The organism is Bacteroides sp. (assembly GCF_028690125.1).
Lineage (GTDB): Bacteria > Bacteroidota > Bacteroidia > Bacteroidales > Bacteroidaceae > Bacteroides.
Genome location: NZ_JAQVBV010000009.1, coordinates 19,838 through 46,782 on the forward strand (window position 1 = coordinate 19,838; position 26,945 = coordinate 46,782).

Genomic DNA, 26,945 nt, shown 5'->3' on the forward strand with positions numbered 1-26,945 from the left:
GCAATTAAAAAATGATATCAATCTATCTTTGAGCCAAGGAAAATAAATACTATTGTATCATGCAATATCAGAATAGACAACATATAAATCAAAAAGAAGATTATATTATGTATGAAGCAGATTCTAAAAGACTTTTGTTTAGTATTCAATGGTCCCGAAAAGTGAAATCTATAAAATATTCATTCTTTCCTTTTTTGTAAGACTTTCAAGTACTGTATTATATGAATTACTTACAATCTCCTTAATTTTATTATCTGGCACATCCTGATTAAAATAAATACTAATCCAGTACTTCTTGTTCATATGCCAACCCGGAGTTATACCTGCGTATCGAGCTTGTAATTCTACAGATTCACTAGGATTACATTTAACACAACAAAAATCAAATATTTCTATATTTACAAAGCAAAACCATTTATTTGCTATGTAAAAACAAAGAACATCCTGACTATATTTATCGGAAACATTTGAAAAAGGCATTTTCTCATGAACACTTTTCAAAGAAAGACAGTACTCTCTAAATTCTTCTACATTCATATATTTTAAATGATTGACCTAACACAAAATTATATATATTTTTATTTATACAAAAGAATCATGAAAAATATTCCTTCCTATATTTCCTCCACACTCCTCCTTAATCTTTACTTATATACAGCAAATAGTATTTATTCCATTATAAAATTATATCAAACTTAATTGATTTGAATAAAATGACCTATCTCATTTAATAGTATATCCCGATTAATTGGTTTCGAAATAATGGCCGATGCTCCTGCCTGTTTCGCCAATCTTATGTTCTCATCAATAGCATAAGCTGTCTGAATAATAACAGGAAGTTTCTTGAAATTCTTTCTTAGCTTGGATAAAGCAGTAATTCCATCCATCCCGTGCATTTTTATATCCATCAATATAAGATCGACCTTTTGTTTCCTAATTATCTCCAAAACATCCTTTCCATTTATAGTCCAAATTATAGTACAATAATTTTTTAAAATATTATTCAGAATCATATAGTTACTTACACTATCTTCAGCAATTAAAACAACAGGTAGTCCGTTATCACAGGCAATAATAGTCTCAGACTTATTCGTCTCTAACAATTCCTCATCTTCCTCATAAGATTCCATTTTATCAATATCATTATATGGAAATATAACTTCAAAACGACTACCTTTATTTTCTTTCGAGGTCAAAGTGATCTTACCATTCAACTTATTCACAATCACTTGACAAATAGACAATCCAAGTCCTGTTCCCTGAGCAAACTCATTAACTTTATAAAAGCGGTCAAAAATCATTTTCTGATGTTCTTCAGGGATACCGGCTCCGGTATCTTCAACATAAATACAGATTTCTTTTGCTTCTTTATTCTGCTCTAATCCGATAGTCACATATCCGGAAGAAGTAAATTTAAAAGCATTATTAATCAAATTAACCAATACTTGTTTAAGCCTCAACTTATCCGTCTCGATATATAACATCTCGGGAAGTTTACTTTTAATAAAATCAACATTCGAAGGGACTTGTACCATACACATACCATGCACATCATCTATGATCTCATTCAAATCACATTCTTCAACAGAAAGAGAAACATTTCCTGATTCAATTCTCGAAATTTCTAAAATATCATTGATTAATTTAAGTAACAATTCACAATTCAGATTGATAATGTGTATATACTCCAATTTATCTTCATCCGGCAGAGCCTCGTCAGTAGCCAGCATATTAGAAAATCCTACAATCGCATTCAGAGGAGTCCGGATTTCATGGCTCATATTAGCTAAAAAAGATTCCTTCAATTCGGCTTTAGATGCAAGATCTCTGGCTATAATCAGTTCCAACTCTTTATCTTTGAAATCCTGAATATTCATCAACAAACCAATGACTGAAGATTTATCTCCTAAAATACCTGTTATATTCAGAAATCTGAGCTCATACCACACATATCCCTGTCCATTGAAATTCATTCTTGCACGAATTTCTCCACGTACTCCTACTCCATTAACCACATTGATAAAACTTGTCAATGCCTTTTCTGCATCATCAGGATGAGTTATCTGATTTATAATATCCAGATTAATAGTTTCATAACATGAACCTATACTATCTAGAAACTCTTTATCAAATATGAACTCACCGCTTTCACCATTATATCTCCATGCAAAAATATTACTTCCTTCCATAGCCAAAGAGAGGAATTTCTTTTCTTCCCACAAATACATTTGTACCTGACGCTTCCGTTTGGCTTCGCGATGGTATAAAAAAAGCAGATTGACAATAAGTAAAGAAATAAATCCGCCAAAAACAGAGGAGCCAACAATCACTTCTGTTTTATATTTCACATAGAAAGGCATATTGACAATCTCAAATTCTTTGGGGACCTTATCAACAGGAATGTCCCAACGATTCAGAACCGCCCAGTCTAGCACATATTTCTTCGGAACCTCTTTTATTGGTAAATCAGCAACTTTTTCGCCTTTCATTATTCTGAATATATAATCACATGTTGCATTAACTTGATCTTCCAAAGTCATAAAATACCCCCCAATAATATCCATACGATGAGTAAATCCTTTATTGACAGCCGAAAAAGTGGGCACGGTAGCGAGACGACCGACATTTGCAGTAGAGTAATCATATTTAGCCAACAAAAAAACTGAATATCTGAATGAACCAGAAATATTCCACATCAAGTCTCGCCCACGCTCATCCCACATATTAATAAAATGAAGAGTCGTTTTTAATGGTCGTTCACTATAATCATTGCCTCTTAAATATTCATTCAACTCTTTATTTACCCCTTTATTTACAATAGAATCATTTTTTCGCAAGAATGTATCTAGTGTATTATAAAGTTCCTCATCCTTATCTTTATATTGTTCGGCTAACCTTGCAATAACCTTCTTTCCATTATAAGTCTTATCATAAAAGAAACGGACACGCTTTACACCCATAAAATGCTCTATCATCTCAATATTCTTCACATAATCAGGATTGTCCCATATACCAGTAACATTAGGATATTCTTTTAGTAACTCCTTATTAGGAAAATTCACTCCAGAAAAAACAATGGGTATATCTTTTAAAAATGGATGTTTGGATGCAAGCAGTGAATAAGTAGCTTGATCGTCGGTTACCATAATAATATCAGGTTTAACTTCGATAGTATCCAAATAGTGATTAATACGTTCTATTTCATCATCACGATCATAAGCATCACAATCTAAATAAAAAGTATGTATATTCGCTAATACTTTCTTATCCTTCAAATCCGACACAATCAATCTATTGAATTCAGGGTAGCCAGAGAATGTTTCCTCAAATGAATGTATTACAATAAGATTTATGTTGCCATCTTTAACATAAGCTATATTCGAATTTACATGATCAATAAAACAAATTAAAAACAAAATAAGTACAACATATTTTGTTGCATTCCATATGCAATAACCCCGATATCTCATAATAATATTTGTTTTGTTTGCTATATACTTTTTGCAAAGATATAAAATAAAATGATTCTTATGCAAGTTAAAATGATTCTTCTATTTACAAGTTTTTCATACTTGTAATATTGCCCATAATTCAATCACAAACAAACAGTCTATTCATTTATTTCCTAATCATTACAAGTAAAAAAATCTGTTTACTCTAGTGATTCAATATATTGTTTACAAACCAAACTAATAGAATAATATACCATCACAATTTCTGTAATAAAGTTTCATTTAGCTTAATAATGTTTTTATAAAATTCTCTCTAATTTTTCCATTTGATTATAAAATATTTATTCAATATTCGATCTTTCAACATTCCACTTTATATTTTCAATTTTTCTACTTATCTTTGCTAATGAAACGAAAGAAAAGTATCTCTATAATCTTACCAAACATATACTAAATGAAAAAACTCTTTTCTTTGATAATACTTTTGAGTATTATGGAATCGGTCCAAGCCATAAAAATCATATATGGTCCTTATTTACAAATGGTAACGGAAACAGAAGCAACAGTCGTATGGGTTACCGATAAGAAGTCATTGTCATGGGTAGAGATAGCTCCCAACGACAAATTAGATTTCTATGCAGAACAACGTCCGCAATACTTTGAAACCTATCTGGGACGTAAAGTCCTGGGGACAGTACATAAAGTAAGAATAAACAAATTGACCAAAGGTAGCACATATCGCTATCGTATTTTCTCACAAGAAATACTTGACGAGCAAGATTATCAAATCACATACGGCCCGGTAACCGCAAGTAATGTTTATTCAAAAGCTCCTCTCACTTTCCGTACTTTAGATGGTGGTAAAGATAAAATTAGTTTTATGGTAGTCAATGATATACATGGAGATAATATTCTTTTCAATAATTTGCTAAAAGACTGCAAGAAAGGAGAAACTGACTTTGTTTTATTCAATGGAGATATGGTCAGCCACATGGACAGTGAGCAACAAATGTTTGAAGGTTTTGTCAATCCGGCAACCAATCTATTCGCTTCTGAAACCCCTTTCTATATGATTCGCGGCAATCATGAAAGTAGAGGAAAATTTGCTCAGCACTATATGACATACTTCCCCACTCCCACCAATAAGCCTTATTATTCCTTTAAAGAAGGACCTGTATATTTTGTCATTATGGACGGAGGTGAGGACAAACCGGACAATGACATCGAATATCTGGGCACTGCCGCTTTTGATAAATATCGGGAAGAGCAAGCCGAATGGCTGCGTAGTGTCTTACAAAGCCAAGAATTTAAATCTTCTCCTTTCAAAGTAGTCGTCATTCATGTTCCTCCGGTACAAAGCACATGGCACGGACCATTGCACACGAAGAAAACATTCTTACCTATTTTGAATGAAGCCGGTATCGACCTGATGTTATGCGCACATCTACATAAGCATATAAATAACCAACCGAATACGGATGGAGCAAACTTCCCTATTCTGATTAATTCAAATACTCATGTATTGAAGATCAATGCTGATGCGAAAAGATTAAATATCGTAATTGAAGACGAAGCAGGCAAAGAAGTAAAAAGGTTATCTTACAATACCAAATAAAAAATACCATTCAGTGGTCAATCTCATAAAACATTTTCTACTATATAGGGATGGACCACTGATTTTTCTATACTTATCGCTACACAAATAAAAACATAGAAAACTAAATAATCATCAATATCCAAATCTTTCCACTGCCATTTGCATTTGTTGGATAATGGAAACTCCAAACGGACAGTTTGCCTCGCATTGACCACATCCAATACATTCCGAAGCATGATGTGTAAGCACTTTATAATGTTCACGTACCGTTTCCGGAATCTCATCTTGAGCATTAGTCAGATTATAGTATTTATTCACACTTGCAATATCAATACCGACGGAACAAGGAGCGCAATGCCCACAATACATACAATGCCCTTGCCACGAGAACTTATCCATGCCGGACATTACTTGAGTATAGTCTTTTTCTTCTTTGGTCGCAACGCACCAATTAACAGCCGCCTGTATTTCCTCACAACTTTTGCAGCCTACCATCACAGCATCCACACCCGGACGAGTCAAAGCATATTCTAAACATTGCACCGGAGTCATTGCCTTACCGAACGGAGAATTCTTTTCACTAAGCAAATCCCCGCCTCCATAGACTTTCATCACATCCAGCCCGACACCTCTTTTTTCACAAAGTTCATAAAGTCTTTCTCGCTCGGGAGCAATATTCCGCATTGGACGTTCATAGTTTTCATCTGCCCATAGATCGTCCACATTCTCACTGGGCGGCTGCAAATCGTAACAAGGATTTATTGAAAACATCAGTACGTCAATCAGGCCGCTCTTTACTGCCAGCAAAGCTACAGCGGGATTATGACTACTCAATCCGATATAGCGTATCCTGCCTTCCTGTTTCAAACGTAAAGCCAGTTGAATAATCGGACCGTCGAAAATATCCTGCAAATCCTGTTCACTATCGACATAATGTATCATGCCAATATCCAGATAATCAGTTTGTAGGCGTGTCATTTGGTCTTCAAAAGAAGCAAGGGTCTTTTCTATATTGCGAGTCCGCAGATATTGGTCATTCTCCCATGTGGCACATAAATGTCCCTGTATAATAAAATCCTGACGATGACCGGACAATGCTTTCCCGATATGACTACGCAACTCCGGATTAGAAGAATACAAATCAATAAAATTAATCCCTTTACTGATAGCAAAGTCCATCTCTGAACATACTTGTTCTTCTTTTTTGCCGATAAAACCTTCACATCCTAACGCAATGACACTAACAGATAAGCCGGTATTTCCCAATATTCTATATTCCATGATTATTCAGTTTCATAAATCATTCCATTTCATTATAAATTCACAAATATACTCATTTTATTTCCGGCTGACCAACATCACTCCCAGTAAAATAAGTAACAATCCAGATATTTGAATGAGCGTAATATGTTCGTTCCCCAAAAACATCCCTAGAAGCACAGCAATAAACGGATTGACATAAGCATGAGTGCCAACTTCTAGAGCCGGACGAATTTTCAGCAACCACACATAAGCCGAATAAGCAAGCAAAGAGCCGAATAGAATCAAATAAGCTAATGAAAACCAACCTGCGGTAGACACTTCTTTTAGATTAACCTCTGTCATATCTCCATTAACAGCGGAACATATCCAAAACATTGCACTAGCAAAAAGCATTTGCCATGCCGAACCGGCAAAAGCATTCACCTCTTCCTCACGGGAAGAATGGTATTTAGCATACAACGTACCCAAAGCCCACGAGATACATCCGACAATCAAAAGTAAAAAGCCTGATCCACTGTGAAAGGATAGTAAGTCCGAATTAAGCTGTTCGAGATATAACATTACCACTCCCGAAAAACCGATCATGCCTCCCGCTATTCTGAAAAAGCTACAGAAATTATGCTTCCACATGGGAACATCCAACAACAAAATCCAGAGAGTTGTAGACGAAGCTATGATAGCTACGAAACTACTCGTCACATAACGCTGTGCCAACATGACAACCGCCATATCAATAAACAATAGCACAATTCCACTCACAGCCGAACGCATTACGAGACTTCTTTTAAATACCCGTTCTCCGCGTATGTAACAAATGCAGAGAAGTATCATCCCAGCCACAGTAAACCGCAACGCACCAAGTAAAAAAGGAGGAAAATCTTTCAAAGCCACACCTATAAAAAAATAGGTAGACCCCCAAACAACATAGATTAGGAAATAAGCGATAACAATACCTACTAGATTCCTGTCAATTTTATGTTCTCTTTCCATATTTTCTTTTTTACTTGGTTACGTCACGGTACAAATACGCATTTTTCATTGATATTAGATTATTGATGCCGTAAAGCCAGTTCCAAGCGTTTTAAACGTTTTAAACCGTCAATCAGCACCTTCTGGGGACATGCTATATTAATGCGAATAAATCTTTCACCCTCTTTGCCGTACATACTCCCTTCATTCACCCAAAGTTTTTCTTCCTCCAACAAAGTTTTCACTATCTCTCTGGAAGATTGCCTTAATGCCAAGCAATCCACCCAGACCAGATAAGTTCCCTCCAGCATGACGACAGGAAACTGTGGAAGATGCTCGTTGAAGTATGTTCTCAGACAATTATAATTCTCCCAAAGATAATGTGTCAGTTCTTCCAACCACTCTTCACCTTCATTATAAGCAGCTATCAGAGCCTCCACTCCGAATGGATTTACATCACAAACCTCATTGATATTTATGGCTTTATCTATTTTCTGGCGCATTTCCTGATCCGCAGAAATTATATTTGCAATCTGCAATCCTGCGAGATTGAATGCCTTACTTGGTGAAAGACAGGTAACTGAATGCAATAAAAACTCCTCTGATATAGAAGCAAAAGGTGTATAAGTATGTCCGGAAAAAACCAGTTCACAATGAATCTCATCCGCCACTACCACTACTTTATTCCGAAAACATATTTCACCGATACGTACCAGTTCCTGCCGTGTCCAAACCCTTCCTGTGGGATTATGCGGGTTACATAACAACAGCAGTTTAACCTTCGGATCGGCAGCTTTGTTTTCCAGATCTTCAAAATCAATCCGATAGGTTGCATCTTCATAAATAAGCGAATTGGTTATAACTTCACATCCATTATTACGAATGGAAGAAAAAAAACAATTATATACTGGCGTTTGTACTAAGACACGATCACCCGGAACAGTTAATGCCTTGATGATAGCAGATAATGCCGGAACTACACCCGAAGTATAAATAATCCATTCCTTCTTCATCTGCCAGCTATGTCGCCTTGCAAACCAAGCTACTATTGCCTCGTAATAGGCAGAAGGTACTTTCGTATAACCAAAAACACCATGTTCTACCCGTCTGCGCAATGTCTCCACCACAGCGGGAGCCGTACGAAAATCCATATCGGCCACCCACATAGGCAGAACATCGTCTTCTTTCGCAGTATCCCATTTATAGGAATTAGTGCCACGACGGGGAATTATTTCATCAAAATTGTACTTCATTGATTGAAACAGGTTGCATCATCCCATAATTTCAGTTCACAGTTACCGGGAGCTTTGATATTCCCATCAATAATAATTTCACCATAACTTTCCGCAATAATGCTTCCACTTCTCGGATTCTTCACACTGTGTACAGGACCGTTAATGGTTGCTTGCAAACTACTATACTCAAAACAAAGATCAGCATCTTCAACCATCGTACAATTTTCCATTACAAGATCGTGTGCATAGCAAAGCGGTTGAGTTCCTGATATTTTACAGTTTACCAGACGTAAGTTACGTGAATGCCAGCCTAGATATTCGCCATTCAATTCCGAATCATAAACGGTCACATTTTCGGTATTCCAGAATGCGTCCTTTGAATTGATGACCGCATTACGAATTTCCACGTTCTTACAATACTGGAATGAATAGTTTCCATTCTGACTGTAATTCTCGATACGGACGTTTTCACCATACATAAACAGATAATCCGCTTTATCGATCTGTACATTTTTCAGATCTACATTACGACAAGACCAAAAAGTCTCTAATGCGTTGGGAAGCTGCACATTTTCCAGTTTGACACCATCCATTTCACGAAACATTTTCGGGGCTTCTACTACGGTATCTACCATTTGTAAGTTTTGTGAGTACCATAAAGCCGCACGTGCACCTTCTGTAAAGAAACTGTTCTTCACGATAAAGCCATTGTTATGCCAGAAAGGATATTTACCTTCAAAACGGCAATTCACCGCTATGATATTACTACATTCCTTCAATGCGGATTCACCCGTATGGATTGTTACATTTTCCAGTTGTAAGTCGTGTATTGCAAACAAAGGACGTTCACCTGCATATTCTTTATTTCTAATTTGTTCCATGATTAATTTGTTTAGATATTTATTTATAATTCCATTCCCATTTCATAAGCATTATCCAAATGCTTCTTATCAATCTGTCGCGCCAATTTTTCACATCCGGTACATCCACCGACGCAATATGTCCCTTTCTCATTATCACCTAGCACCCGACTTATTATTCGGAAATAACGTAAGGGTTCTTCAAAGGTCGTTTCCTTGTCATCACCGGCCGTCATTAGCAGTACCGTATTTTTTGAAGGGTATTGGTCGTTGATAGAAATTGCATAAAGTCGTTCGATAAAAGCTTTCAGACGTGATGTTATAGTCCAGAAATACAGAGGTGAAGCCATTACTACTGTATCACATTCCTCAAATAATGGATATAACTTCTGCATACCATCCTGAACTACACACTGATGACGAGCATTGCGCTGACACGCTCCACATCCTCTGCATCCTTCTATCCGCATACTGCCTAAATAAACTTTTGTAACAGAATGCCCCCGTTCCACGAGCCCTTTGATATAGGCATCGGTCAGTCGGTCAGTGTTACCCAATCTTGTTCCTGCACTCATTAAAACAAGTACATTTCTTCCATCCCCTTGATGTATCTTCTCAACAACTGGAGGAAGTGAGCTGTCCACCTGTTCTTTATCATTCAGAAAACGATGGATAACTGCGCCACCCAATAGTAAACTTCCTGTTGTTATCAATGTATTCTTAAAAAAGTTTCTTCTTTCCATGTTTCTTAATGTAATTCAAAAGTCACAGTCACACTTCCCGCCCCAAGAGCAGAAGCCAGTCCCGAAGGCTTGTCGATATGTCCCAAGCGTGTATAACTGTAGGAAGTTGAAAAACTCTCGTAAAAGAGTACCACACATGATGAACCGTAAAGCATCAGGTCACCCGCACGTATGGTTCCCGGATTGGAAGATGAGGTCTGTAGATTTTCGGATAGATAATAATACTTTTCGTTACCATTCATTTCCGACATATTCACAGTCATCGGCAGTAACGCTTTAAAAGCATTGGCTGCTACGTTATCTTCCAGTGTAGCACTAAATGAGGTCGAACCAACTGTTATTTTAAGGCTGTTACTCATGGGACTATTGTTGTTATTATCTTCATTGGTATCATTGTCATTATTTTCATCGTCGTTGTTACCATTGCCGTTATTGCCATTATCATTGTTCCCATTATTACCATTGTCCGGACTATCAGGAACTATCGGCTGTCCTATTTCCGGAATGGGACCATCCGTGCTACACGATACGGCACTGAGCGAGAAAGCCAGTATCAGTAAGAAAGTCATTATTAATAAGCGTCTCATGATGGATAGATATTACAGTTTCAGATATTCTTTAAAGAAAGACTCCAATTTATCAAATGGGATAAGACTTACACGGTCGTATAAATCCACATGACCCGCACCCGATACTATATACAATTCCTTCGGTTCGGCAGCCAGCCGGTAAGCCTCCTCACTGAATTCACGGGAATGCGCATTTTCACCGGTAATGAAAAGCATAGGTCTGGGAGAAATCGTTTCAATATCAGCAAACGGATAGAAATTCATAAACTTCACATTACTTGTAAGAGTAGGATGTGTAGTAGTCAGAGGTGATGCACCTTCAGGGGTAACTTCTCCACGTGGTGTACGGTAGAATTCATAGAATTCACGTTCTATCGGAGCAGATTTGTCTGTCAGTTCATGCACAGTACCACTGGCATATTTAGTCTCTCCGCCTAGAAATTCAACATATCGCTGTTCGGCAGCTTCAGCAATTATTTGTTTCCTTTGTTCCAACGTGAGAGTATGTTTCAATCCGTTACGGCTCGCCGTTCCCATATTATACATACTTATCGTTGCAATCGCTTTCAGACGAGGATCTATCTTTGCAGCACTGATCGCAAAACTACCACTGCCACAAATACCGATTACTCCAATGCTGTTACGTTCGATAAACGGACGAGTACCCAGAAAATCTACCGCAGCACTGAAATCTTCTGCATATACTTCCGGTAAAACAGCATTACGCGGTTCACCTTCACTCCCACCCCAGAAGGACAAATCTATAGACAGAGTTATGAAGCCGCGTTCAGCCATCTTCATTGCATAAAGGTTTGCACTCTGTTCTTTAACTGCCCCCATCGGATGTCCGACGATGATTGCAGGATATTTTTTCCCCTTCTTCATATCCTTAGGCAAAAAAAGATTTCCTGCTACTTTCATCTTGTACTGATTCGGAAAAAATACTTTTTCTACATTTACCAGATCGCTTTTATAAAAATTATCCGCATCTGTTTGGCCAAAAGCGAAACTTACAGCAAACGAGATAAGCAATATAGTTGCCAATGATAATATCCGTTTCATATTCATTCATTTTTAGTGATTAATAAATTGGTTGTCTACTTTCTACATTGCAAAATTACGATAGGAAAAAGACATTCTTTGTAGACAAATTACAGACATCATTACCTAAATTACAGATCAGGTTGTTTTTACTTTATTCTTGCTCTTTAAAAGAATAATCAGACTATAATATTTGCCGCAATGGTCTTTGAATATTGCCAATTGCGAACTCTCACATAAACAAAGATCAAACTTACTATAAGGGAAAGTAGTGCTCCAAGAACTGAATAACGTGTACCAAGAAATGTAATAAGCAACCCGCAAACAGCCGTACCGATTGTCGTCCCAAGATTGGCGGACAGCAAGAAAAGCCCATTTGCAAAATCCGGAGCTTCAGGTGCAGCTTCTATAATCATATACTGCATACTATTGCTGGCTATACCCGCCAAAACACCTAAAACAAGAATAATAACTACCATCGCCACCATACATTCACCAAATGTAAACAGACATATATACGAAGTTAATAGTGCAAAAGGAATGATAATAATGCAACGGTGAGCATTTATGGAAAGCATTTTTCCTGCCAAAAGATTCCCAATAATATTTGTTACACCATATATGAGCAGCATTGTGGTGATTATATTGTAAGATACATCCGTTATATTTTTCAAGAAATCAGACATATAACTAAAGAATCCGAATATAGCACCGTTTATCAATGTCACAGCAATGATAGAATTCCATGTTATTGTTTTTTTCAATACACTGAGTTGAGTACCATAAGATAACCTTTCTTTGACCGGCATGGAGGGCAAAAACACAAAAGTTGCTATTAAAACCAGCGTATTTATAACTGTAAAGAATAGCATAGCCATCGAGAAAGAAACTTCGCTGGCAATAAAGCTCGTTACGGGAACACCCAGAACCATACCTCCGGACACACCCATAAATACCTTAGACACAGCCTTGGGGGCTTCTTCTTTACTAACGGATGCCGCCGCCACCGTAAAAGCCATAGATACATATACCGGATGAAGAAAAGCCGGAAGAATTCTGGCTATCAACAGCACTGTAAAGTTGGAAGTAACCATGGAGATAACATTACTCAGTGTAAATAATCCCAATGCCAGCAACATCACCTTTTTCCGGTTTATTCCAGAGAAAAGTAGAGGCGTGATAGGAGCCGATACTGCTACGACCAGTGCAAATACACTAACAGTCCAGCCGGCTTCCGGAACTGTTACATGAAAGGTTTCTGCTATCAATGGCAGAATACCTACCACACCCATTTCGGTATTGATGATTCCAAAGACACCTACCGTAAGAATAAAGACGAGCAAACCTGTTGATTTTGGTTTTAATTGTTTCTTTTGATTTATCATATCTTTCCTTATTTGATTCATTAATTTATTCACTGCAAAGTACGGAAAAACAATGGCGAATTTTAGTAGACATATTACAGACATCATTACCTCAATTACAGAAGTTGTAATTTTATCCTATCTCCTGTTTGTTTTTCTCTAAGAATCAATACTTAATTATCTTATATTATCTGTCATACTATAAACAATATATCCATTATGTTATAGACGAAGATCATCGAGACATAGTCCTTTTGTAGACAGATTACAGATTTTAATACCCTAATTACCGATTCGCTCCTTACCATCAATCAAATATGTTTTTTATTCATACCTTTGCTACTGTTCAAATACTTACGTCTATGGAAAAGATAGCGAAATTAGAAAATGTAGATCAGTACAACAGCTTGTATGGACTCGAAACATTGCACCCATTGGTAAGTGTCATCGACCTTACAAAGGCTACCAGATTGGTAAACCATATTCAAATGAGTTACGGACTGTATGCGCTTTTTCTGAAACAAGCAAAAAGTTGTGATATTAAGTATGGTCGTAAATACTATGATTATCAAGAAGGAACGATTGTTTGTTTTGCTCCCGGTCAGACAGTCACCGTAGAAACATTGGAAGATGAAGTAAGACCTTCCGTCTACGGAGTTGTTTTCCATCCGGATTTAATCCGTGGAACTGCTTTAGGCAAGACCATAAAAAACTATACATTCTTTTCTTATGCAGTTAATGAAGCATTGCACCTGTCCGATCAGGAAAAAGGTATAGTAATGGATTGTCTGGAGAAAATCAGTCTCGAGCTTGAACATGCTATTGACAAACATAGCAAATCCTTAATCGCTATGAATATAGAACTGCTTCTGAATTATTGCATACGTTTCTATGAAAGGCAATTCATTACACGTACTGATGTAAATAAAGATACTCTCACGAAATTCGAACTACTTTTAAATGATTATTTCCAAAGTGACTTGCCAACACAGGATGGATTGCCTTCCGTAAAATATTTTGCAGATAAAATATGCCTTTCGTCGAATTATTTCGGAGATCTGGTTAAAAAAGAAACCGGAAATACTCCACAGGAACATATTCAGCAGAAAATCATCGAATTGGCAAAAGATCATATAAAAGAAACAGATGAAACAGTTAGCCAAATAGCTTATGCATTAGGTTTCCAATACCCACAACATTTTTGCCGGTTGTTTAAAAAGCGTGTCGGTTGTACCCCCAATGAATATAGAACACTAAACAGCACATTTTTTTGATTAAAGTTTTTAAGCATAGCTTGGGAAATAGAAATCTTATGAAAAAAGACGTATTAAATATAGAGACTGTACATCAATGCAATTGCTGTCTTGGAAATAAAACACTACACCCTTTAGTAAGTGTTATTGATTTATCGAAAACTAATCTCAACCAACGTACCATTAAATTTGACTTTTATACTATTCTGTTGCTAGAAGGAGAAGCAGAGGATTTTTTATATGGACGTAAATACTATGATTATTCTAATGCCTCAATTGTTTTCCTAACTCCGGGAGAGTCGATTGAAATAGATAAATGCAAACTCGTTTGTACCAAAGGCTGGTTATTGGCTTTTCACCCGGATTTACTCAGTCGTACTTCATTGGGAGAGAACATAAAGAACTATTCATTTTTTTCGTATAAACCGGATGAAGCTTTGCACCTGTCCCAACGCGAAAAAACAAAAGTCATAGAATGCATGTACTCTATCAAAGAGGAACTACAACATCCTATAGATTATCATAGTAAAACATTAATTTCACGATACATAGAACTTCTGCTAGATTATTGTTCCCGTTTTTACGAACGCCAATTCATCACGCGCTCCGAAGCAAATAAAGTAATCATCGGACAAACTGATGCTTTATTAGAGGAATATATTCAATCCGGTAAATTGGAAAGTTATATACTTCCTTCGGCTTCATATTGTGCTGATTTACTTTATTTATCTCCTCATTACTTTTGTGATGTTTTGAAGTTTGAAACAGGAAAAAGTATTTATGAGTATTTTCAGGAAAAACGGTTGGAAGTATCCAAGAGAATGCTATCAAAGCAAGGAAATACTGTCAGCATGGTAGCGGAAAAGCTAGGATACTCGAGTACACAGTATTTCAGTCATCTTTTTAAAAAACTGGCAGGTATTTCTCCCAGTGAGTACAGGCTTACACAAAGCTAGTATTTTGTATTGAAAACTAATCAAACATTAATAAAAGACTACTCAACAGTTTCATAGGTTCACTAACTTTATTACCCCAATCATCGATATAATTTCCGAACAAGGATCTCTGTTTAGTTTAATGCAATTATTAACTCAACGCCAGTAATTAGGGTTAAACAACCTGTAATCTATATACAGTCAAGCTTCTAAACCTGCCGTATCTTTGTACCGTTACTTAATAAGAAAACTTTTAAAATTTTATCCGATATGTATTTAGAAAATATTTATTCCCCAAAAGATGTAAAAAAATTATCAGTGAAAGAACTGAATGATTTAAGTGATGAAATTCGTAGTGCACTATTAGAAAAGCTAAGCAAACATGGAGGGCACTTCGGACCTAATTTCGGAATGGTAGAAGCCACGATTGCTTTGCATTATGTATTCAATTCTCCGAAAGATAAAATAGTATTTGATGTGTCACACCAAAGCTATGTACATAAGATGCTGACCGGACGAAAAGATGCTTTTCTCAATCCTGCCGAATATGACAAGGTATCCGGTTACACCGAACCGCAAGAAAGCAAACACGATTTTTTTGTGATCGGTCACACTTCTACTTCTGTAAGTCTGGCGAGCGGATTAGCCAAGGGACGTGACCTGAATGGTGACAATGAAAACATTATTGCTGTGATAGGAGATGGTTCGTTGAGTGGTGGTGAGGCTTTCGAAGGGTTAGATTATGCAGCGGAATTAGGAACCAACATGATTATTATCGTTAATGACAATCAGATGTCTATTGCTGAAAATCACGGAGGTTTATATAAGAATTTACAAGCTTTACGCGAGAGTAATGGTCAATGTGAGTGCAATTTCTTTAGGGCGATGGGACTTGATTATATGTATGTAGAAAATGGCAACGATGTGGAAGCTCTAATAATAGCTTTCTCTACAGTGAAAGATATACAGCACCCTATTGTAGTCCATATCAATACCCTGAAAGGTAAAGGATATGAGCGTGCAGAACAGGATAAAGAGACTTATCATTGGCGTGTTCCGTTCAATATAGAGACCGGAGAACCAAACATTGATTACGGTCAGGTAGAAGACTACTCGGAAGTAACCGCGCAATATTTGTTGAACAAGATTAAAGAAGATTCACGTGTCGTAGCAATCACTTCGGGCACTCCTACCGTCATGGGATTTACTCCGGACCGTCGTCTGGAAGCAGGTAAGCAATTCGTAGATGTCGGTATTGCTGAAGAACATGCGGTAGCACTGGCTTCGGGCATTGCGGCCAACGGAGGAAAGCCTGTCTACGGAGTGTACAGTACGTTCATTCAACGTTCCTACGATCAACTGTCGCAGGATCTTTGTATCAACAATAATCCTGCGGTACTGTTAGTATTCTGGGGAACATTATCCGGGATGAATGATGTGACTCACCTTTGTTTCTTCGATATTCCGTTGATTAGCAATATTCCCAATATAGTCTATTTAGCTCCAACTTGCAAAGAGGAATATCTTTCCATGCTGGAATGGAGTATCCGGCAAAATGAACATCCGGTAGCAATTCGTGTTCCGGCAACGGAAGTGATTAGCTGCGGTGAGCCAGTCGATACTGATTATAGTGAACTCAATCGTTATAAAGTTACTCACCGTGGTTCGAAGGTAGCTATTCTTGCTTTAGGTTCATTTTTCGGATTGGGAAAGTCCGTATTATCTTTATTAAAAGAGAAAGCGGGAATTGACGCTACACTGATCAATCCACGTTATATTACAGGAGTGGATGACAAACTTATGAACGAGTTAAAAATCGATCATAAGCTGGTGATTACTTTAGAAGACGGTGTACTGGACGGAGGCTTCGGCGAGAAAATCGCCCGCTATTATGGAACTTCGGATATGAAGGTTCTCAATTACGGAGCTAAAAAAGAATTCGTAGACCGTTTCGAATTGCAAGAACTACTTCTTACCAACCATTTGACTGACAAACAGATCGTAGAAGATATCAAAAGCCTCATCCCATAAGCGACTCATTACTTTTGATTGGAAGCTCTCATGCAAACAGAGCCTCTGATTACTCCCAAGCAGAGCGTCTATTTACCACAAGACGCTCTGTTTTTTTCAATCTGAAATATAATAAGGAAGAGCTATTTTCTTTCGTCCTTTTTTTGACTAAAAATCAACTTCCCTCTTTGACTGATGGTCCACAAACCATTTTCGATTCTTACATTCTTTGTGTCATCATCTTCTACGTTCCAAGCAGATCCACCGGAAGGCAAGCTACGCCTATCCAAAATTTCATTAGGGTTACCATTTGAAAAGAAAAGTTCCACTTGCGCAGAGTCGGGACTAAAAACAATAAAAGTAGAAGCATTACTTCCATCCACGTCTTCCGTACGAATTCCTTTTTCAAAAACACGAATGCAATCTTTCAATACTTCACACCATACATATCCGGCCGAACCGATACATCCATGCTCGTCACGGTCACCTCCCAAAAGAGTTTGATCACGTGAAGAAACCGCTATTTTAGTAGCTGACATCCCTTTCGTATAACTTCCATTATAATACACCGTAGCAGTATCTTCTAGCAGTATCCCGTTTGGAGTATCCCGTTCAGCATTCAATGTGCTGAACTGTAAAGTATCACCAGATTGAGTAACAATAGCCAAGGTATTCATTGTAGCATCAGATATCACTCCCTTCACACTCACTTGTTTGGGTGCACAAGCAACCACCCCCAGCAGACATATCCCCGCCATTACGTTTAGATATTTCATAATCGTTATAAGTTTAAATTAAAGAATGGCTGCAAGTTACAAACAATTCCTAACATAAGCAATCATTTCGGTGAATCACTAACTGATATAAAAGAGATAGCTGCCACATTTACTTATTTGGGTGCCATTCCTCATTTTAATAATATTTACGTCATATAATTATATCTATTTCAGTATAGGTTCTGAACTAACTATAAAAAAAATAAAGTGATACGTTATTACTCCACCACTATTCGTGGAGTATACAATTCCTCAAAGTCCGTTTTATTAATCCCGGTTATTGTTACGGGTAAATAGCCGACAGTGATAACTATTTTCCCATCTACAACCTTCATTTTTTGTACTCTTCCAAAAATATCTGTCACGATTATTTTTTTAGTATGTTGCAAGTGCAAAGTTTCTTCTTTACTTTCTTTTTCCACCCACAAGCACATTTGAGTCTTTCCTTTGTTATCGTATGCAAAACCATAGGTCGAACCTATATATTTACCAATAGGAGTAGCATATCTGTAGTTGTTTATCATATTAGAATATGCGATGCCAGACGGCTTCACACTAAGCGACTCATTAAATCTAAGAATACCGAAAAAAGATTCCGGGTTATGAAATCCAAAGGGCTCGTCGGCTATCTCATACCAGAATACCTTCTTGGCCCCATAATATAGATGTAATAAATAAGTTCTTACCAAATAAGCAGCTTGCTCATATTCTGTGACAGGTACATAATGGTTAGGTTCTCCATTACTCTTAAAAGTACTCCACCCCACTTCCGTAACCCACATTTCTGTGGGTACTTTCATCTCCCTCAGCTTACTCTTATTTTCATTATAATAACCCGATGCAAACCTTTCTGTTTCAGGATATCTTTTTTGATTAACATAAGGATGAATAGCAATGACATCAATGTAAGAAGCAGCTCCTCTTTCATTTACAAAATATTCAATCCACTCCCCTTCACCCTGCCACATTAATTGAATGGATGAGTCTATAGTACGGATTGAATCACTCATCTGCTTAATAAGATCTGCAAAAGGTTTTCCCCAACCCTGTGGCCGCCACTGTTGTCCTTCAGGATGTGGCCAACGTTTCGACCATCCACCAAAATTATTAGGTTCATTTTGCGACTCAAACACAGAGAAATGTCCTTTAGTTAATTCCACATATTTCTTTAAAATAGATATATCCTCATCCCATGTCCAGATATTTTTTTCATTCTGTACACCGTCAAATGAGTTTATATATCCAAATAAATTGAGCCAGCAAATATGATGACTATCCAAATAATCCAGATCAGGATCACTTTTTAGTCCATCTTCAACAACTTTCTTCCAATTACTCTCATCACGCACCCAAGCAATGCCCAGCTTTTGTTGCACTGCTCCGATCTTCCATTTCTTATAATCATATCTGGTGTAATGTCCACAAATACCAAAAGGAGAGTCCCAGTCTTTCTTTGTGAGAGTCACGTTCGGAATAATTCCAAATCCTTGTTCGAGAGTATCTGTCTTGGTTGCGGATGTAGCAATCACCTTTAGAGTATAATAACCAAGATTCTTTTGTTTCAGCGGATAGTAAATAGTGGAATTATCTTTTTCATTCATAAAATACGATTTCCGGCTCAATATTTTCCGATCTGTATCCAACAGTTCCAATGTCACTTCCCTACAGGAATCCTCCACTTGTATAAAAACAGTTCCTTTTTCTTTAGCATGATAAAGTGCTCCGGGTTGATCAAAGGTTATTTTTATCGGGAACAGATCTTCTTTCTGCACATTAGCGGTTACGTTAATACTGTATAGCATAAATGTACCCAAAAGGCATAGAATCACTTCCATCTTAAACATTGTGTTTCTCATATTCAAATTGCTTTCGTTACACATAAAAGTACAAAGCTACAAAATACCATGTATTTTACTACAATCTCCCATTATATTTATAAAATTGTATCTGAAGAGTAAAATGAAGGAGAAAATGTCTATGCCACAAATGGAAATCGGTAAATCTAATCTAAATAATGGTGGCTCATCTACAGTTTAAACTTATCTTTGCAGCATAAAATAACTGTTTAATATGATAAAGAATATAGTATTTGATTTGGGTAGAATGATTGCAGATATGAACCGCGACAAAAATTTTCAGGATTTCATTGAAATAGGAGTAAAAGATACGTATACTCGCTTGGACAGATATCATCAGAACTATTTTTGCTCATGATTCACTAAGTTATGAAATTTGTTTATCCAAAATATAAATACATATTTATTATTATTTGTCTGATAATCACTTTTATATGTGGATACAACTTTAAACGGTGGTATTTGACAAATAATAAGGTAGAGAAATATATTTCTCTCATATATTCTTTCTCCGAGAATGAGATTGGCTATAAAAAATTTGAGGAACTTATCAAGCAGGAATTCAGGAAGCAAGGGATTGAACCGGTTTTCAATAGATTTTATCTTGATTGTAATAAAGCTGATCAAAAAACAGAGATAGGAGATGTGAGAAAGTATCTTGAAAATATCAAGAACAAACCGGCAGATCTTATCCTGACAGTAGGTGATCAATCTACCAACGCTTTATTATTAACCGGACACCGGCTTCTTTCCTCCATTCCGGTAATAGCTTGTAATGTACATTTTCCTGATGAAAAACTCCTTGAAAAATATAAGACCAGAAAAATATATGTATTACGTGACTCTCCGGACTTTAAACGTAATATCGAATTTATCAAATCACTGCAACCCCAAAAAAGTATAGAAATTATTTATAACATTGATTTAACTCCACTTGCACGTCAATCCTTTGACTTATTAACCCATATTGTTGATAGAAAAAACGTACGTTTTCTAAGTCCCCAATCAGCATTTACCATTGAACGTGATTATAAAGAAATAAGAAAAATGATTGAGTATTATTGTCTGATGCCGGCAGTAACTAATCATAATAAAAAGGAAGATTTAATCATTAGTCTCTATCCTTTTCAATACATTAAAAACAATTCTTTACTTTCTATGATGGATAAATTAAAATCAGACCAAGAGAAAAGAGTGTTTTTACTCGACAAATTCGATTTAGCAGCACTTCCGATAGTCAATGCTTTAAATATACCTTCTTTTAGCTGTTCAGACAAAGGATTTGGAGAAGGAACTAAGATTGTAGGAGGTTATATGGCTACTAAAGAAATCTCCGCCCGAACTGCGGTCGATCTGGCAGTTCGGCTATTTAATAAAGACAAGATTGGTATAATTAAAATAAGAGATTTAGAAAAAGAATATGTGTTAGACTGGACTTATTTTTCAATTTACACCGATTATGACATTAAGAATGCATCTTCTAACGTACGTATTATTAATTATTCTTTTCATGATCGCTACCGTAAGGAACTTTATTTTTTTATCGGATTATTCAGTCTTGCATTTATCCTTATATCTATTATATTGCTACGTATTTACCGACGTTCGCTGATAGAACAAAAAAATCTAAAGATTCTTCAGAAAGCTCATAAGCGCTTGACTCTTTCTACAGATGGAGGTCAAATTTCACTTTGGAATATGCATATGGGAGAAATCGAGTTTGATGATCTTTTTGTTCGCCTGACAGGGTTGGAGCAACGACGGTTCACACAAACTGATTTCTTTAAGTATGTGCATCCTGACGATTTTCAACCATTAAAATCTTTTCACGAAACATTACACAAGTCTCCAAGCATACAAATACAACGCATACGGTTCTGTTTCAATGATAAAAATGGCTATCAATGGTATGAGTTCCGATACCGTAGCCTGACAGATGCACAAGGTGAAATGATGCTAGTTGGTATTATGCAAAATATTCAAGAACTTGTAGAACGTGAACACCAACTAATTTTAGCTAAGGAAATAGCAGAGAAAGCTGAATTGAAACAATCATTTCTCAATAACATAAGTCATGAAATTCGTACTCCACTTAATGCCATTGTGGGATTCACTAATTTACTGGTAGAAAGTGGCGACGAGATAGATCAGGATGAAAAGAAAAGTATGCTTGAGATTATTAACCATAATAATGAATTACTTTTAAAGCTCATTAATGATGTATTGGAAATATCCCATTTAGATTCCGGTAACATGGATTTTGATATAAAAGAATGGGATGTGACAAAAATTATCAAAGAAATATACTATAAATATAAGCCATTAATCCAATCTTGCTTGCAGTTCCATCTTGATTTGGATGAAACAGTTACTTTGCCTGTAAACATAGACCGTTCACGTCTCATCCAGGTTATTTCTAACTTCTTGAATAACGCGAACAAGTTTACCCGGAATGGAAATATTACATTGGGATGCGAAATAGGCCCGGCACATAATGAGGTCTCCATCTACGTGAAAGATAGTGGCAAAGGGATTGACAAAAAGGAACTTATGATGATTTTTAACCGTTTTTATAAAAGTGATGAATTTGGACAAGGAAGTGGACTCGGACTTCCTATATGTAAGGTCATTATTGAGAAACTATCAGGACGAATAGAAGTACATTCAGAAGTTGGGAAAGGTAGCTGCTTTACCATAATTCTATCTTTAGCAAAGAAAGAGAGCCACAAGAACAAGAGGTTTTGCGAGTATTAGAAAAGTAAAAAAACGCACAAACAGACTAATCTTTTAATAAATACCAAGTGTGGATTCTACCGGCTCAAAAGAGAATTCGGCAAAATCCACACCTTACAGATATAGTATAAAGATTCGTAAAATGAGATTCTACTTTTTCAATCCGTCTACCTCTTTTAAGAGTTCATCTACAGCTGCTCTCAATTGTGTATCTTCACCCTTAACCACTTTTTCCGGATTATTAGCTACTTTGATATCCGGCTCCAATTGGCTATTTTCCAAATAACTGGCGTCTGGCAAACGATACCCTATAATAGGAATACCAAAAACTAATGAAGGATCTTGCAAAGTTTCCCAAGATACACTAGTCATTGTGCCGGGAACAGGCATTCCGACAAGTTTGCCTATATTACGATAATTATACACCCAAGGAGTACCATGGGCGTTTGAATAGTTAGCTTCGCACTGCAACATAATAGAAGGTTTATTCCAACGACGACTAGGCATATCACAGGCCTCACGTCCACGAACTACTTGAGTAAAGTATTTCTGTCCGCTGAAAAGGATTTCAATGTCTTCGTGCAGACGACCGCCGCCATTGAAACGGGTATCAATCACAATTCCCTCACAATTATTATACTTGCCTAAGATATCCGAATAAACAGTACGGAAACTATCATCTCCCATAGACTCAATATGAACATATCCCAATCGTCCGTTCGACCATTTTTCAACATCTGCTGCACGCTGTTTTACCCATCGATCATATAGTAATCCGTTTAATTGTCCACTCGTAATAGGCATCACCACCTCATCCCAGCGTTCTTTACTTTGCGGATTATAAATTGAAACCAATGTTTTCTTCCTGGCCTGATTGTTCAGTAGATTAGTTATATTATTATCAGAAGTAATCTCGTCGCCATTAATCTTTTCTATTATACATCCGGCTTTGACCTTAGTACGAGAATGATCGAACGGACCTTTTTCAATGATCTCGGCAATCTGTATTCCCTTTCCCTGATAATTCCAGTCGAACAATAAACCCAGATTAGAAGTCACATCTCCATTACCTTTCGGATAATAGCGTCCTCCGGTATGTGATACGTTAAGTTCACCCAACCATTCACTTAACAATTCTGCAAAATCATAATTATTGTCGATATGTGGAAGAAATTTACGATAAGTAGCAGTCATTTTATCCCACTCCACTCCATGCATATTGATATTATAAAAGCGCTTTTGTTGTTGCTTATACACATGGTCGAACATAGCTTCCCGTTCAGCTGCCAAATCCATCCTCATTTCAGCCTGATAACTAATTGATTTCAGGGCATCCGACTTAGCATCCATCTTTTGCATATTTCTACTACCCAACAAGAATATATTCCCATCTTTATCCAACATTAAAGATGTCCATCCGGAGTTCAGCTTATGTAAACGTTTTGTATCCTTTTCACGAAGATTCATTTTCCACAGATCATACCCTTCTTCAAAAGCCGAGAAATAATAAAGGTTTTCTCCATCTTTCGACAGAATGGCACTACCCAAATTAGAAGAATTAGGTGTAAGACGTACAATACGATCTTCAATCCCATTAAGTTCTACAACAATATCTTTTTTATCATCCTTTCTTTCTTCGGTTTTATCCTTCTCCTTATCTTCGTCCTTTTTCTTGTCTCCTTCCTTATCTTTTTCCTTCGCTTTTTTCTGCTCCTTCTCAAAGTCTTTAAGAAGTTCAAAGTCCTCTTTATTCAGGCGGTAACGATCATAAGCATCTTGATTTAAAAATACCAGCATAACATCTTGTTGTGATCCCCAGGAAGCATGTGCACGCATGCCATATCGCTCGGTCTGGAATAAAATTGCATTTCCATCAAGTACCCACCGTGGAGAACCGCTGATATATCCGCTATTAGTCAGATTAGTGATATCTCCACCCTGAGCACTAACAATACCTATATCCGAATAAGGATCATGACGGTTTCCAATAAATTCAAGGGTAAACCATTTACCATCGGGCGACCATTCATAATCAAAACCACCACCTGTATTAAACCATGTTGAGCCATCGGTAACTTGACGTACCTTTTTTGTTTCCAGATTAAGCACCATCAATCGGATACGGTCTTCAATAAAAGCCAACTCTTTACCATCCGGCGAATATTGAGGAAAAGTACGTTCTACTGTTTTCGATGGAAGTAATACTTCCTCTTCAATAAGAGTCGCATTAGGAAAATTAACTTCTTCTTTACGGGCTATTTTAGCTGTAAAAAGCTGCCAGTTCCCATCCCGTTCACTAGCATAAACCAATGTTCGATTGTCCGGAGCAAAGGAAACAGCCGACTCACTCACTGGGGTATTTGTGATTTGTTTGGTGGTACCATATTCTGTTGATGTAACGAAAACATCGCCACGCACAATAAAAGCGACTTGTTTTCCATCCGCTGATACACTGACAGAAGTAGCTCCCTGAGAAAACCTCAGGGAAGCAAGTTGTGGTTCATCATCACGAACCAATTCAACCATTACTTTATTCGGGCGAGCATTCGCTTCCTGCGTATAAAGTTCCCCATCATATGTATAACATAAAGTTCCTTTATCACTCACTGACAAAAAACGTACCGGGTGTGTACGAAAGTCCGTAATAGCCTTCACTTTCTGATAATCACTCAAGGAAAAAGAATAGACATTAAACGATCCTCCGTCACGTTCACTCAAAAAGTAAACAGAATTTCCATCCGGAGCAAAAGCCGGGTCGCGGTCTTCTCCTTCCCGATTTGTCAGGTTCGTATGCTTTCCGGTCCGAACATCGTACAACCAAAGATCCCTCGTAATGGAAGAAGTGTGATGTTTTCTCCATTCATTCTCAAAACCTTTTTGATCCTGATACAGAAAACTATTACCCGTTTTATCAAAACAAACCCGTTCGGCAGGAGTTGCCAACACTTGTTCCGTCTGTCCTCCTTGTGCAGAGACTTTATATAATTCCGTCATTGCTCCGGATGGAAACAAAGCACTACTTGCAGGGTCTTGAATAGAAGCTGAGAAAAGTACAAACTTACCATCGGAAGTAAAAGCCGAAGGAATTTCAGAAGCAGAATGACTAGTAAGTCGTTGAGCAGTCCCTCCATTGGCAGACATTATAAAAAGGTCAAAATTACCATTCCTATCACTAGCAAACACAATCTTTTTCCCATCGGGGGACCATATCGGGTTGGCTTCGTAGGACGATTGTGTTGTTAGTTGAACAGCCGTACCTCCCTTCGTAGCAACTTTATAAATATCTCCTTTATAACAGAATACAATTACTGCTCCATCCGGTGAAATACGTGCATCACGCATCCACAAGGGAGTATCAGCATAACCCGACAATGCTGTCAGTGCAAATGATAAACATGCTATCAGTTTCTTCATGTGAATAGATTATATATTATTATTTAAGTCAGTCTGAATAATTTTTCCCGTATAATTATAAAACACTCTGTCATTAAAATCTTTACAAAAGAAAGCGAATTTATCTACTCCTGTACAGTGACAAATCCCTATTCGGTGAGGTAAATAATTCCGTAAGTAATCCGCAATCACCCGATATTTCTGTTCTTCCGCATTGTGTATATGAAAACCACCTAGAAGCAGATTACATGGCAGTTCGGGAAATACAGCTCGTATAGTCCTCAATAGATGGGTAATGCCACGGTGGGAACACGCGCTTATAATGGAAAGCCTATTCGAATCAACCAAAGCCATGGCCAATTCATCCTGAAAGGTATCCGGTATTTTACGACCATCTTCCTGCTGCACCCAAAAATGCTCAAAATGAGTATCCTCCTGATCTATAATTTCAATAGTTGGAAATAGAAAAACTCCCGGAACAAGTTCTGTCTGCTCATCAATGAAACGAAAGCGGTTGATATCAAATCTATGTACATATTTAATTCCATTTTCACGCTCATCTTTAAACTTCGGAGAGAAAATATTTTGTTTGCAAATAACCGTCGCCCGACTATTCAACTTTAAAAAAGAATGTAATCCTCCCGTATGGTCACTATGCCCATGAGAGAGAATTAAATAATCCACTGTTTGCAGATCAATATGTAACAAACGGGCGTTGCGTATGAATAAATCCGATGCACCTGTATCAAAAAGCAAGCGGTAACCGGATATCTCGATATAAAGAGAAAGGCCATGTTCAGCTTGCAATTTATGTCCATATACACAATTTTCTACAAGGGTGGTTATTCTATAGCCCATAATTTTGCTGTTTGAATAATATAAAATAAAGAGTTCTG

19 protein-coding genes and 1 pseudogene are annotated in these 26,945 nt (G+C 37.1%); 6 read left to right on the forward strand and 14 right to left on the reverse strand.

Annotation, left to right across the window (positions count from 1 at the left end; all coding sequences use genetic code 11):
- Positions 1 to 168: 168 nt before the first annotated feature.
- Both PHO71_RS07935 and PHO71_RS07940 read right to left on the reverse strand, forming a co-directional pair.
- Positions 169 to 537, reverse strand: coding sequence for an MmcQ/YjbR family DNA-binding protein (locus PHO71_RS07935; protein ID WP_300201387.1), 369 nt, complete (start codon positions 535 to 537; stop codon positions 169 to 171).
- Between the two features lie 158 nt (positions 538 to 695).
- Positions 696 to 3,470, reverse strand: a complete 2,775-nt coding sequence (locus PHO71_RS07940) for an ATP-binding protein (RefSeq protein ID WP_300201390.1) — start codon at positions 3,468 to 3,470, stop codon at positions 696 to 698.
- A gap of 436 nt (positions 3,471 to 3,906) precedes the next feature.
- Here PHO71_RS07940 and PHO71_RS07945 point away from each other — a divergent pair, with 436 nt between their 5' ends.
- Entirely contained in the window at positions 3,907 to 5,067 is a 1,161-nt protein-coding gene (locus PHO71_RS07945; protein ID WP_300201393.1) for an FN3 domain-containing metallophosphoesterase family protein, read from the forward strand.
- A 114-nt stretch (positions 5,068 to 5,181) separates the two neighbouring features.
- Here the strand turns inward: PHO71_RS07945 and PHO71_RS07950 are convergent, their stop codons facing one another.
- The 8 genes from PHO71_RS07950 to PHO71_RS07985 form a co-directional block, all read right to left on the reverse strand.
- The gene (locus PHO71_RS07950) at positions 5,182 to 6,330 is read right to left on the reverse strand and encodes an aldo/keto reductase (protein ID WP_300201396.1); all 1,149 of its coding nucleotides are present in this window, start codon (positions 6,328 to 6,330) and stop codon (positions 5,182 to 5,184) included.
- A gap of 57 nt (positions 6,331 to 6,387) precedes the next feature.
- On the reverse strand, positions 6,388 to 7,302 hold the full coding sequence (locus PHO71_RS07955) for an EamA family transporter (protein WP_300201399.1): 915 nt from the start codon (positions 7,300 to 7,302) through the stop codon (positions 6,388 to 6,390).
- A gap of 59 nt (positions 7,303 to 7,361) precedes the next feature.
- Positions 7,362 to 8,534, reverse strand: coding sequence for a MalY/PatB family protein (locus PHO71_RS07960; RefSeq protein WP_300201401.1), 1,173 nt, complete (start codon positions 8,532 to 8,534; stop codon positions 7,362 to 7,364).
- Positions 8,531 to 9,397, reverse strand: coding sequence for a DUF3737 family protein (locus PHO71_RS07965; RefSeq protein ID WP_300201404.1), 867 nt, complete (start codon positions 9,395 to 9,397; stop codon positions 8,531 to 8,533). Before PHO71_RS07965 ends, PHO71_RS07960 begins: the two co-directional genes overlap by 4 nt.
- A gap of 23 nt (positions 9,398 to 9,420) precedes the next feature.
- Complete coding sequence (locus PHO71_RS07970) at positions 9,421 to 10,119, reverse strand: flavodoxin family protein (protein ID WP_300201406.1); 699 nt, start codon at positions 10,117 to 10,119, stop codon at positions 9,421 to 9,423.
- Positions 10,120 to 10,124: 5 nt separating this feature from the next.
- Positions 10,125 to 10,706, reverse strand: a complete 582-nt coding sequence (locus tag PHO71_RS07975) for a cyclophilin-like fold protein (RefSeq protein WP_300201409.1) — start codon at positions 10,704 to 10,706, stop codon at positions 10,125 to 10,127.
- Between the two features lie 12 nt (positions 10,707 to 10,718).
- Complete coding sequence (locus PHO71_RS07980; RefSeq protein WP_300201411.1) at positions 10,719 to 11,750, reverse strand: alpha/beta hydrolase; 1,032 nt, start codon at positions 11,748 to 11,750, stop codon at positions 10,719 to 10,721.
- A 158-nt stretch (positions 11,751 to 11,908) separates the two neighbouring features.
- Complete coding sequence (locus tag PHO71_RS07985; RefSeq protein WP_300201414.1) at positions 11,909 to 13,114, reverse strand: MFS transporter; 1,206 nt, start codon at positions 13,112 to 13,114, stop codon at positions 11,909 to 11,911.
- Between the two features lie 341 nt (positions 13,115 to 13,455).
- Between PHO71_RS07985 and PHO71_RS07990 the strand changes: the two genes are divergently transcribed.
- The 3 genes from PHO71_RS07990 (at position 13,456) to PHO71_RS08000 (ending at position 17,312) form a co-directional block, all read left to right on the forward strand.
- On the forward strand, positions 13,456 to 14,367 hold the full coding sequence (locus PHO71_RS07990) for an AraC family transcriptional regulator (protein WP_300201416.1): 912 nt from the start codon (positions 13,456 to 13,458) through the stop codon (positions 14,365 to 14,367).
- A gap of 38 nt (positions 14,368 to 14,405) precedes the next feature.
- Positions 14,406 to 15,302 (forward strand): AraC family transcriptional regulator, encoded by an 897-nt coding sequence (locus PHO71_RS07995; protein ID WP_300201419.1) that lies wholly within the window; start codon positions 14,406 to 14,408, stop codon positions 15,300 to 15,302.
- Between the two features lie 249 nt (positions 15,303 to 15,551).
- Positions 15,552 to 17,312 (forward strand): 1-deoxy-D-xylulose-5-phosphate synthase, encoded by a 1,761-nt coding sequence (locus tag PHO71_RS08000; protein WP_300201422.1) that lies wholly within the window; start codon positions 15,552 to 15,554, stop codon positions 17,310 to 17,312.
- A 122-nt stretch (positions 17,313 to 17,434) separates the two neighbouring features.
- Here the strand turns inward: PHO71_RS08000 and PHO71_RS08005 are convergent, their stop codons facing one another.
- The gene (locus PHO71_RS08005) at positions 17,435 to 18,067 is read right to left on the reverse strand and encodes a hypothetical protein (protein ID WP_300201425.1); all 633 of its coding nucleotides are present in this window, start codon (positions 18,065 to 18,067) and stop codon (positions 17,435 to 17,437) included.
- Between the two features lie 218 nt (positions 18,068 to 18,285).
- Positions 18,286 to 19,923 (reverse strand): hypothetical protein, encoded by a 1,638-nt coding sequence (locus PHO71_RS08010; protein WP_300201427.1) that lies wholly within the window; start codon positions 19,921 to 19,923, stop codon positions 18,286 to 18,288.
- A 214-nt stretch (positions 19,924 to 20,137) separates the two neighbouring features.
- On the opposite strand from PHO71_RS08010, the pseudogene PHO71_RS08015 reads away from it, so the two are divergent.
- Both PHO71_RS08015 and PHO71_RS08020 read left to right on the forward strand, forming a co-directional pair.
- Positions 20,138 to 20,263 (forward strand): annotated as a pseudogene (locus PHO71_RS08015) (HAD family phosphatase); the annotation flags it as partial.
- Between the two features lie 29 nt (positions 20,264 to 20,292).
- Positions 20,293 to 22,677, forward strand: coding sequence for a PAS domain-containing sensor histidine kinase (locus PHO71_RS08020; RefSeq protein WP_300201430.1), 2,385 nt, complete (start codon positions 20,293 to 20,295; stop codon positions 22,675 to 22,677).
- 129 nt (positions 22,678 to 22,806) lie between these two features.
- Here PHO71_RS08020 and PHO71_RS08025 read toward each other — a convergent pair whose 3' ends face one another.
- Together PHO71_RS08025 and PHO71_RS08030 are read right to left on the reverse strand one after the other, a co-directional pair.
- Complete coding sequence (locus PHO71_RS08025; RefSeq protein WP_300201432.1) at positions 22,807 to 26,070, reverse strand: S41 family peptidase; 3,264 nt, start codon at positions 26,068 to 26,070, stop codon at positions 22,807 to 22,809.
- A gap of 9 nt (positions 26,071 to 26,079) precedes the next feature.
- Positions 26,080 to 26,907 carry an MBL fold metallo-hydrolase gene (locus PHO71_RS08030; protein WP_300201437.1) on the reverse strand — a complete coding sequence of 276 codons (828 nt, stop codon included), beginning with the start codon at positions 26,905 to 26,907 and terminating at the stop codon, positions 26,080 to 26,082.
- Positions 26,908 to 26,945: the final 38 nt, after the last annotated feature.

Bases quoted from the DNA above. Each gene is read 5' to 3' on its own strand.
- PHO71_RS07945 (WP_300201393.1), top strand. From the start codon at position 3,907: ATGAAAAAACTCTTTTCTTTGATAATACTTTTGAGTATTATGGAATCG.
- PHO71_RS07980 (WP_300201411.1), bottom strand. From the start codon at position 11,750: ATGAAACGGATATTATCATTGGCAACTATATTGCTTATCTCGTTTGCT.
- PHO71_RS07990 (WP_300201416.1), top strand. From the start codon at position 13,456: ATGGAAAAGATAGCGAAATTAGAAAATGTAGATCAGTACAACAGCTTG.
- PHO71_RS08030 (WP_300201437.1), bottom strand. From the start codon at position 26,907: ATGGGCTATAGAATAACCACCCTTGTAGAAAATTGTGTATATGGACAT.
- PHO71_RS08010 (WP_300201427.1), bottom strand. From the start codon at position 19,923: ATGAGAAACACAATGTTTAAGATGGAAGTGATTCTATGCCTTTTGGGT.
- PHO71_RS08000 (WP_300201422.1), top strand. From the start codon at position 15,552: ATGTATTTAGAAAATATTTATTCCCCAAAAGATGTAAAAAAATTATCA.
- PHO71_RS07940 (WP_300201390.1), bottom strand. From the start codon at position 3,470: ATGAGATATCGGGGTTATTGCATATGGAATGCAACAAAATATGTTGTA.
- PHO71_RS07955 (WP_300201399.1), bottom strand. From the start codon at position 7,302: ATGGAAAGAGAACATAAAATTGACAGGAATCTAGTAGGTATTGTTATC.
- PHO71_RS08025 (WP_300201432.1), bottom strand. From the start codon at position 26,070: ATGAAGAAACTGATAGCATGTTTATCATTTGCACTGACAGCATTGTCG.
- PHO71_RS07985 (WP_300201414.1), bottom strand. From the start codon at position 13,114: ATGATAAATCAAAAGAAACAATTAAAACCAAAATCAACAGGTTTGCTC.
- PHO71_RS07995 (WP_300201419.1), top strand. From the start codon at position 14,406: ATGAAAAAAGACGTATTAAATATAGAGACTGTACATCAATGCAATTGC.
- PHO71_RS07970 (WP_300201406.1), bottom strand. From the start codon at position 10,119: ATGGAAAGAAGAAACTTTTTTAAGAATACATTGATAACAACAGGAAGT.
- PHO71_RS07960 (WP_300201401.1), bottom strand. From the start codon at position 8,534: ATGAAGTACAATTTTGATGAAATAATTCCCCGTCGTGGCACTAATTCC.
- PHO71_RS07965 (WP_300201404.1), bottom strand. From the start codon at position 9,397: ATGGAACAAATTAGAAATAAAGAATATGCAGGTGAACGTCCTTTGTTT.
- PHO71_RS07935 (WP_300201387.1), bottom strand. From the start codon at position 537: ATGAATGTAGAAGAATTTAGAGAGTACTGTCTTTCTTTGAAAAGTGTT.
- PHO71_RS07950 (WP_300201396.1), bottom strand. From the start codon at position 6,330: ATGGAATATAGAATATTGGGAAATACCGGCTTATCTGTTAGTGTCATT.
- PHO71_RS07975 (WP_300201409.1), bottom strand. From the start codon at position 10,706: ATGAGACGCTTATTAATAATGACTTTCTTACTGATACTGGCTTTCTCG.
- PHO71_RS08020 (WP_300201430.1), top strand. From the start codon at position 20,293: ATGAAATTTGTTTATCCAAAATATAAATACATATTTATTATTATTTGT.
- PHO71_RS08005 (WP_300201425.1), bottom strand. From the start codon at position 18,067: ATGAAATATCTAAACGTAATGGCGGGGATATGTCTGCTGGGGGTGGTT.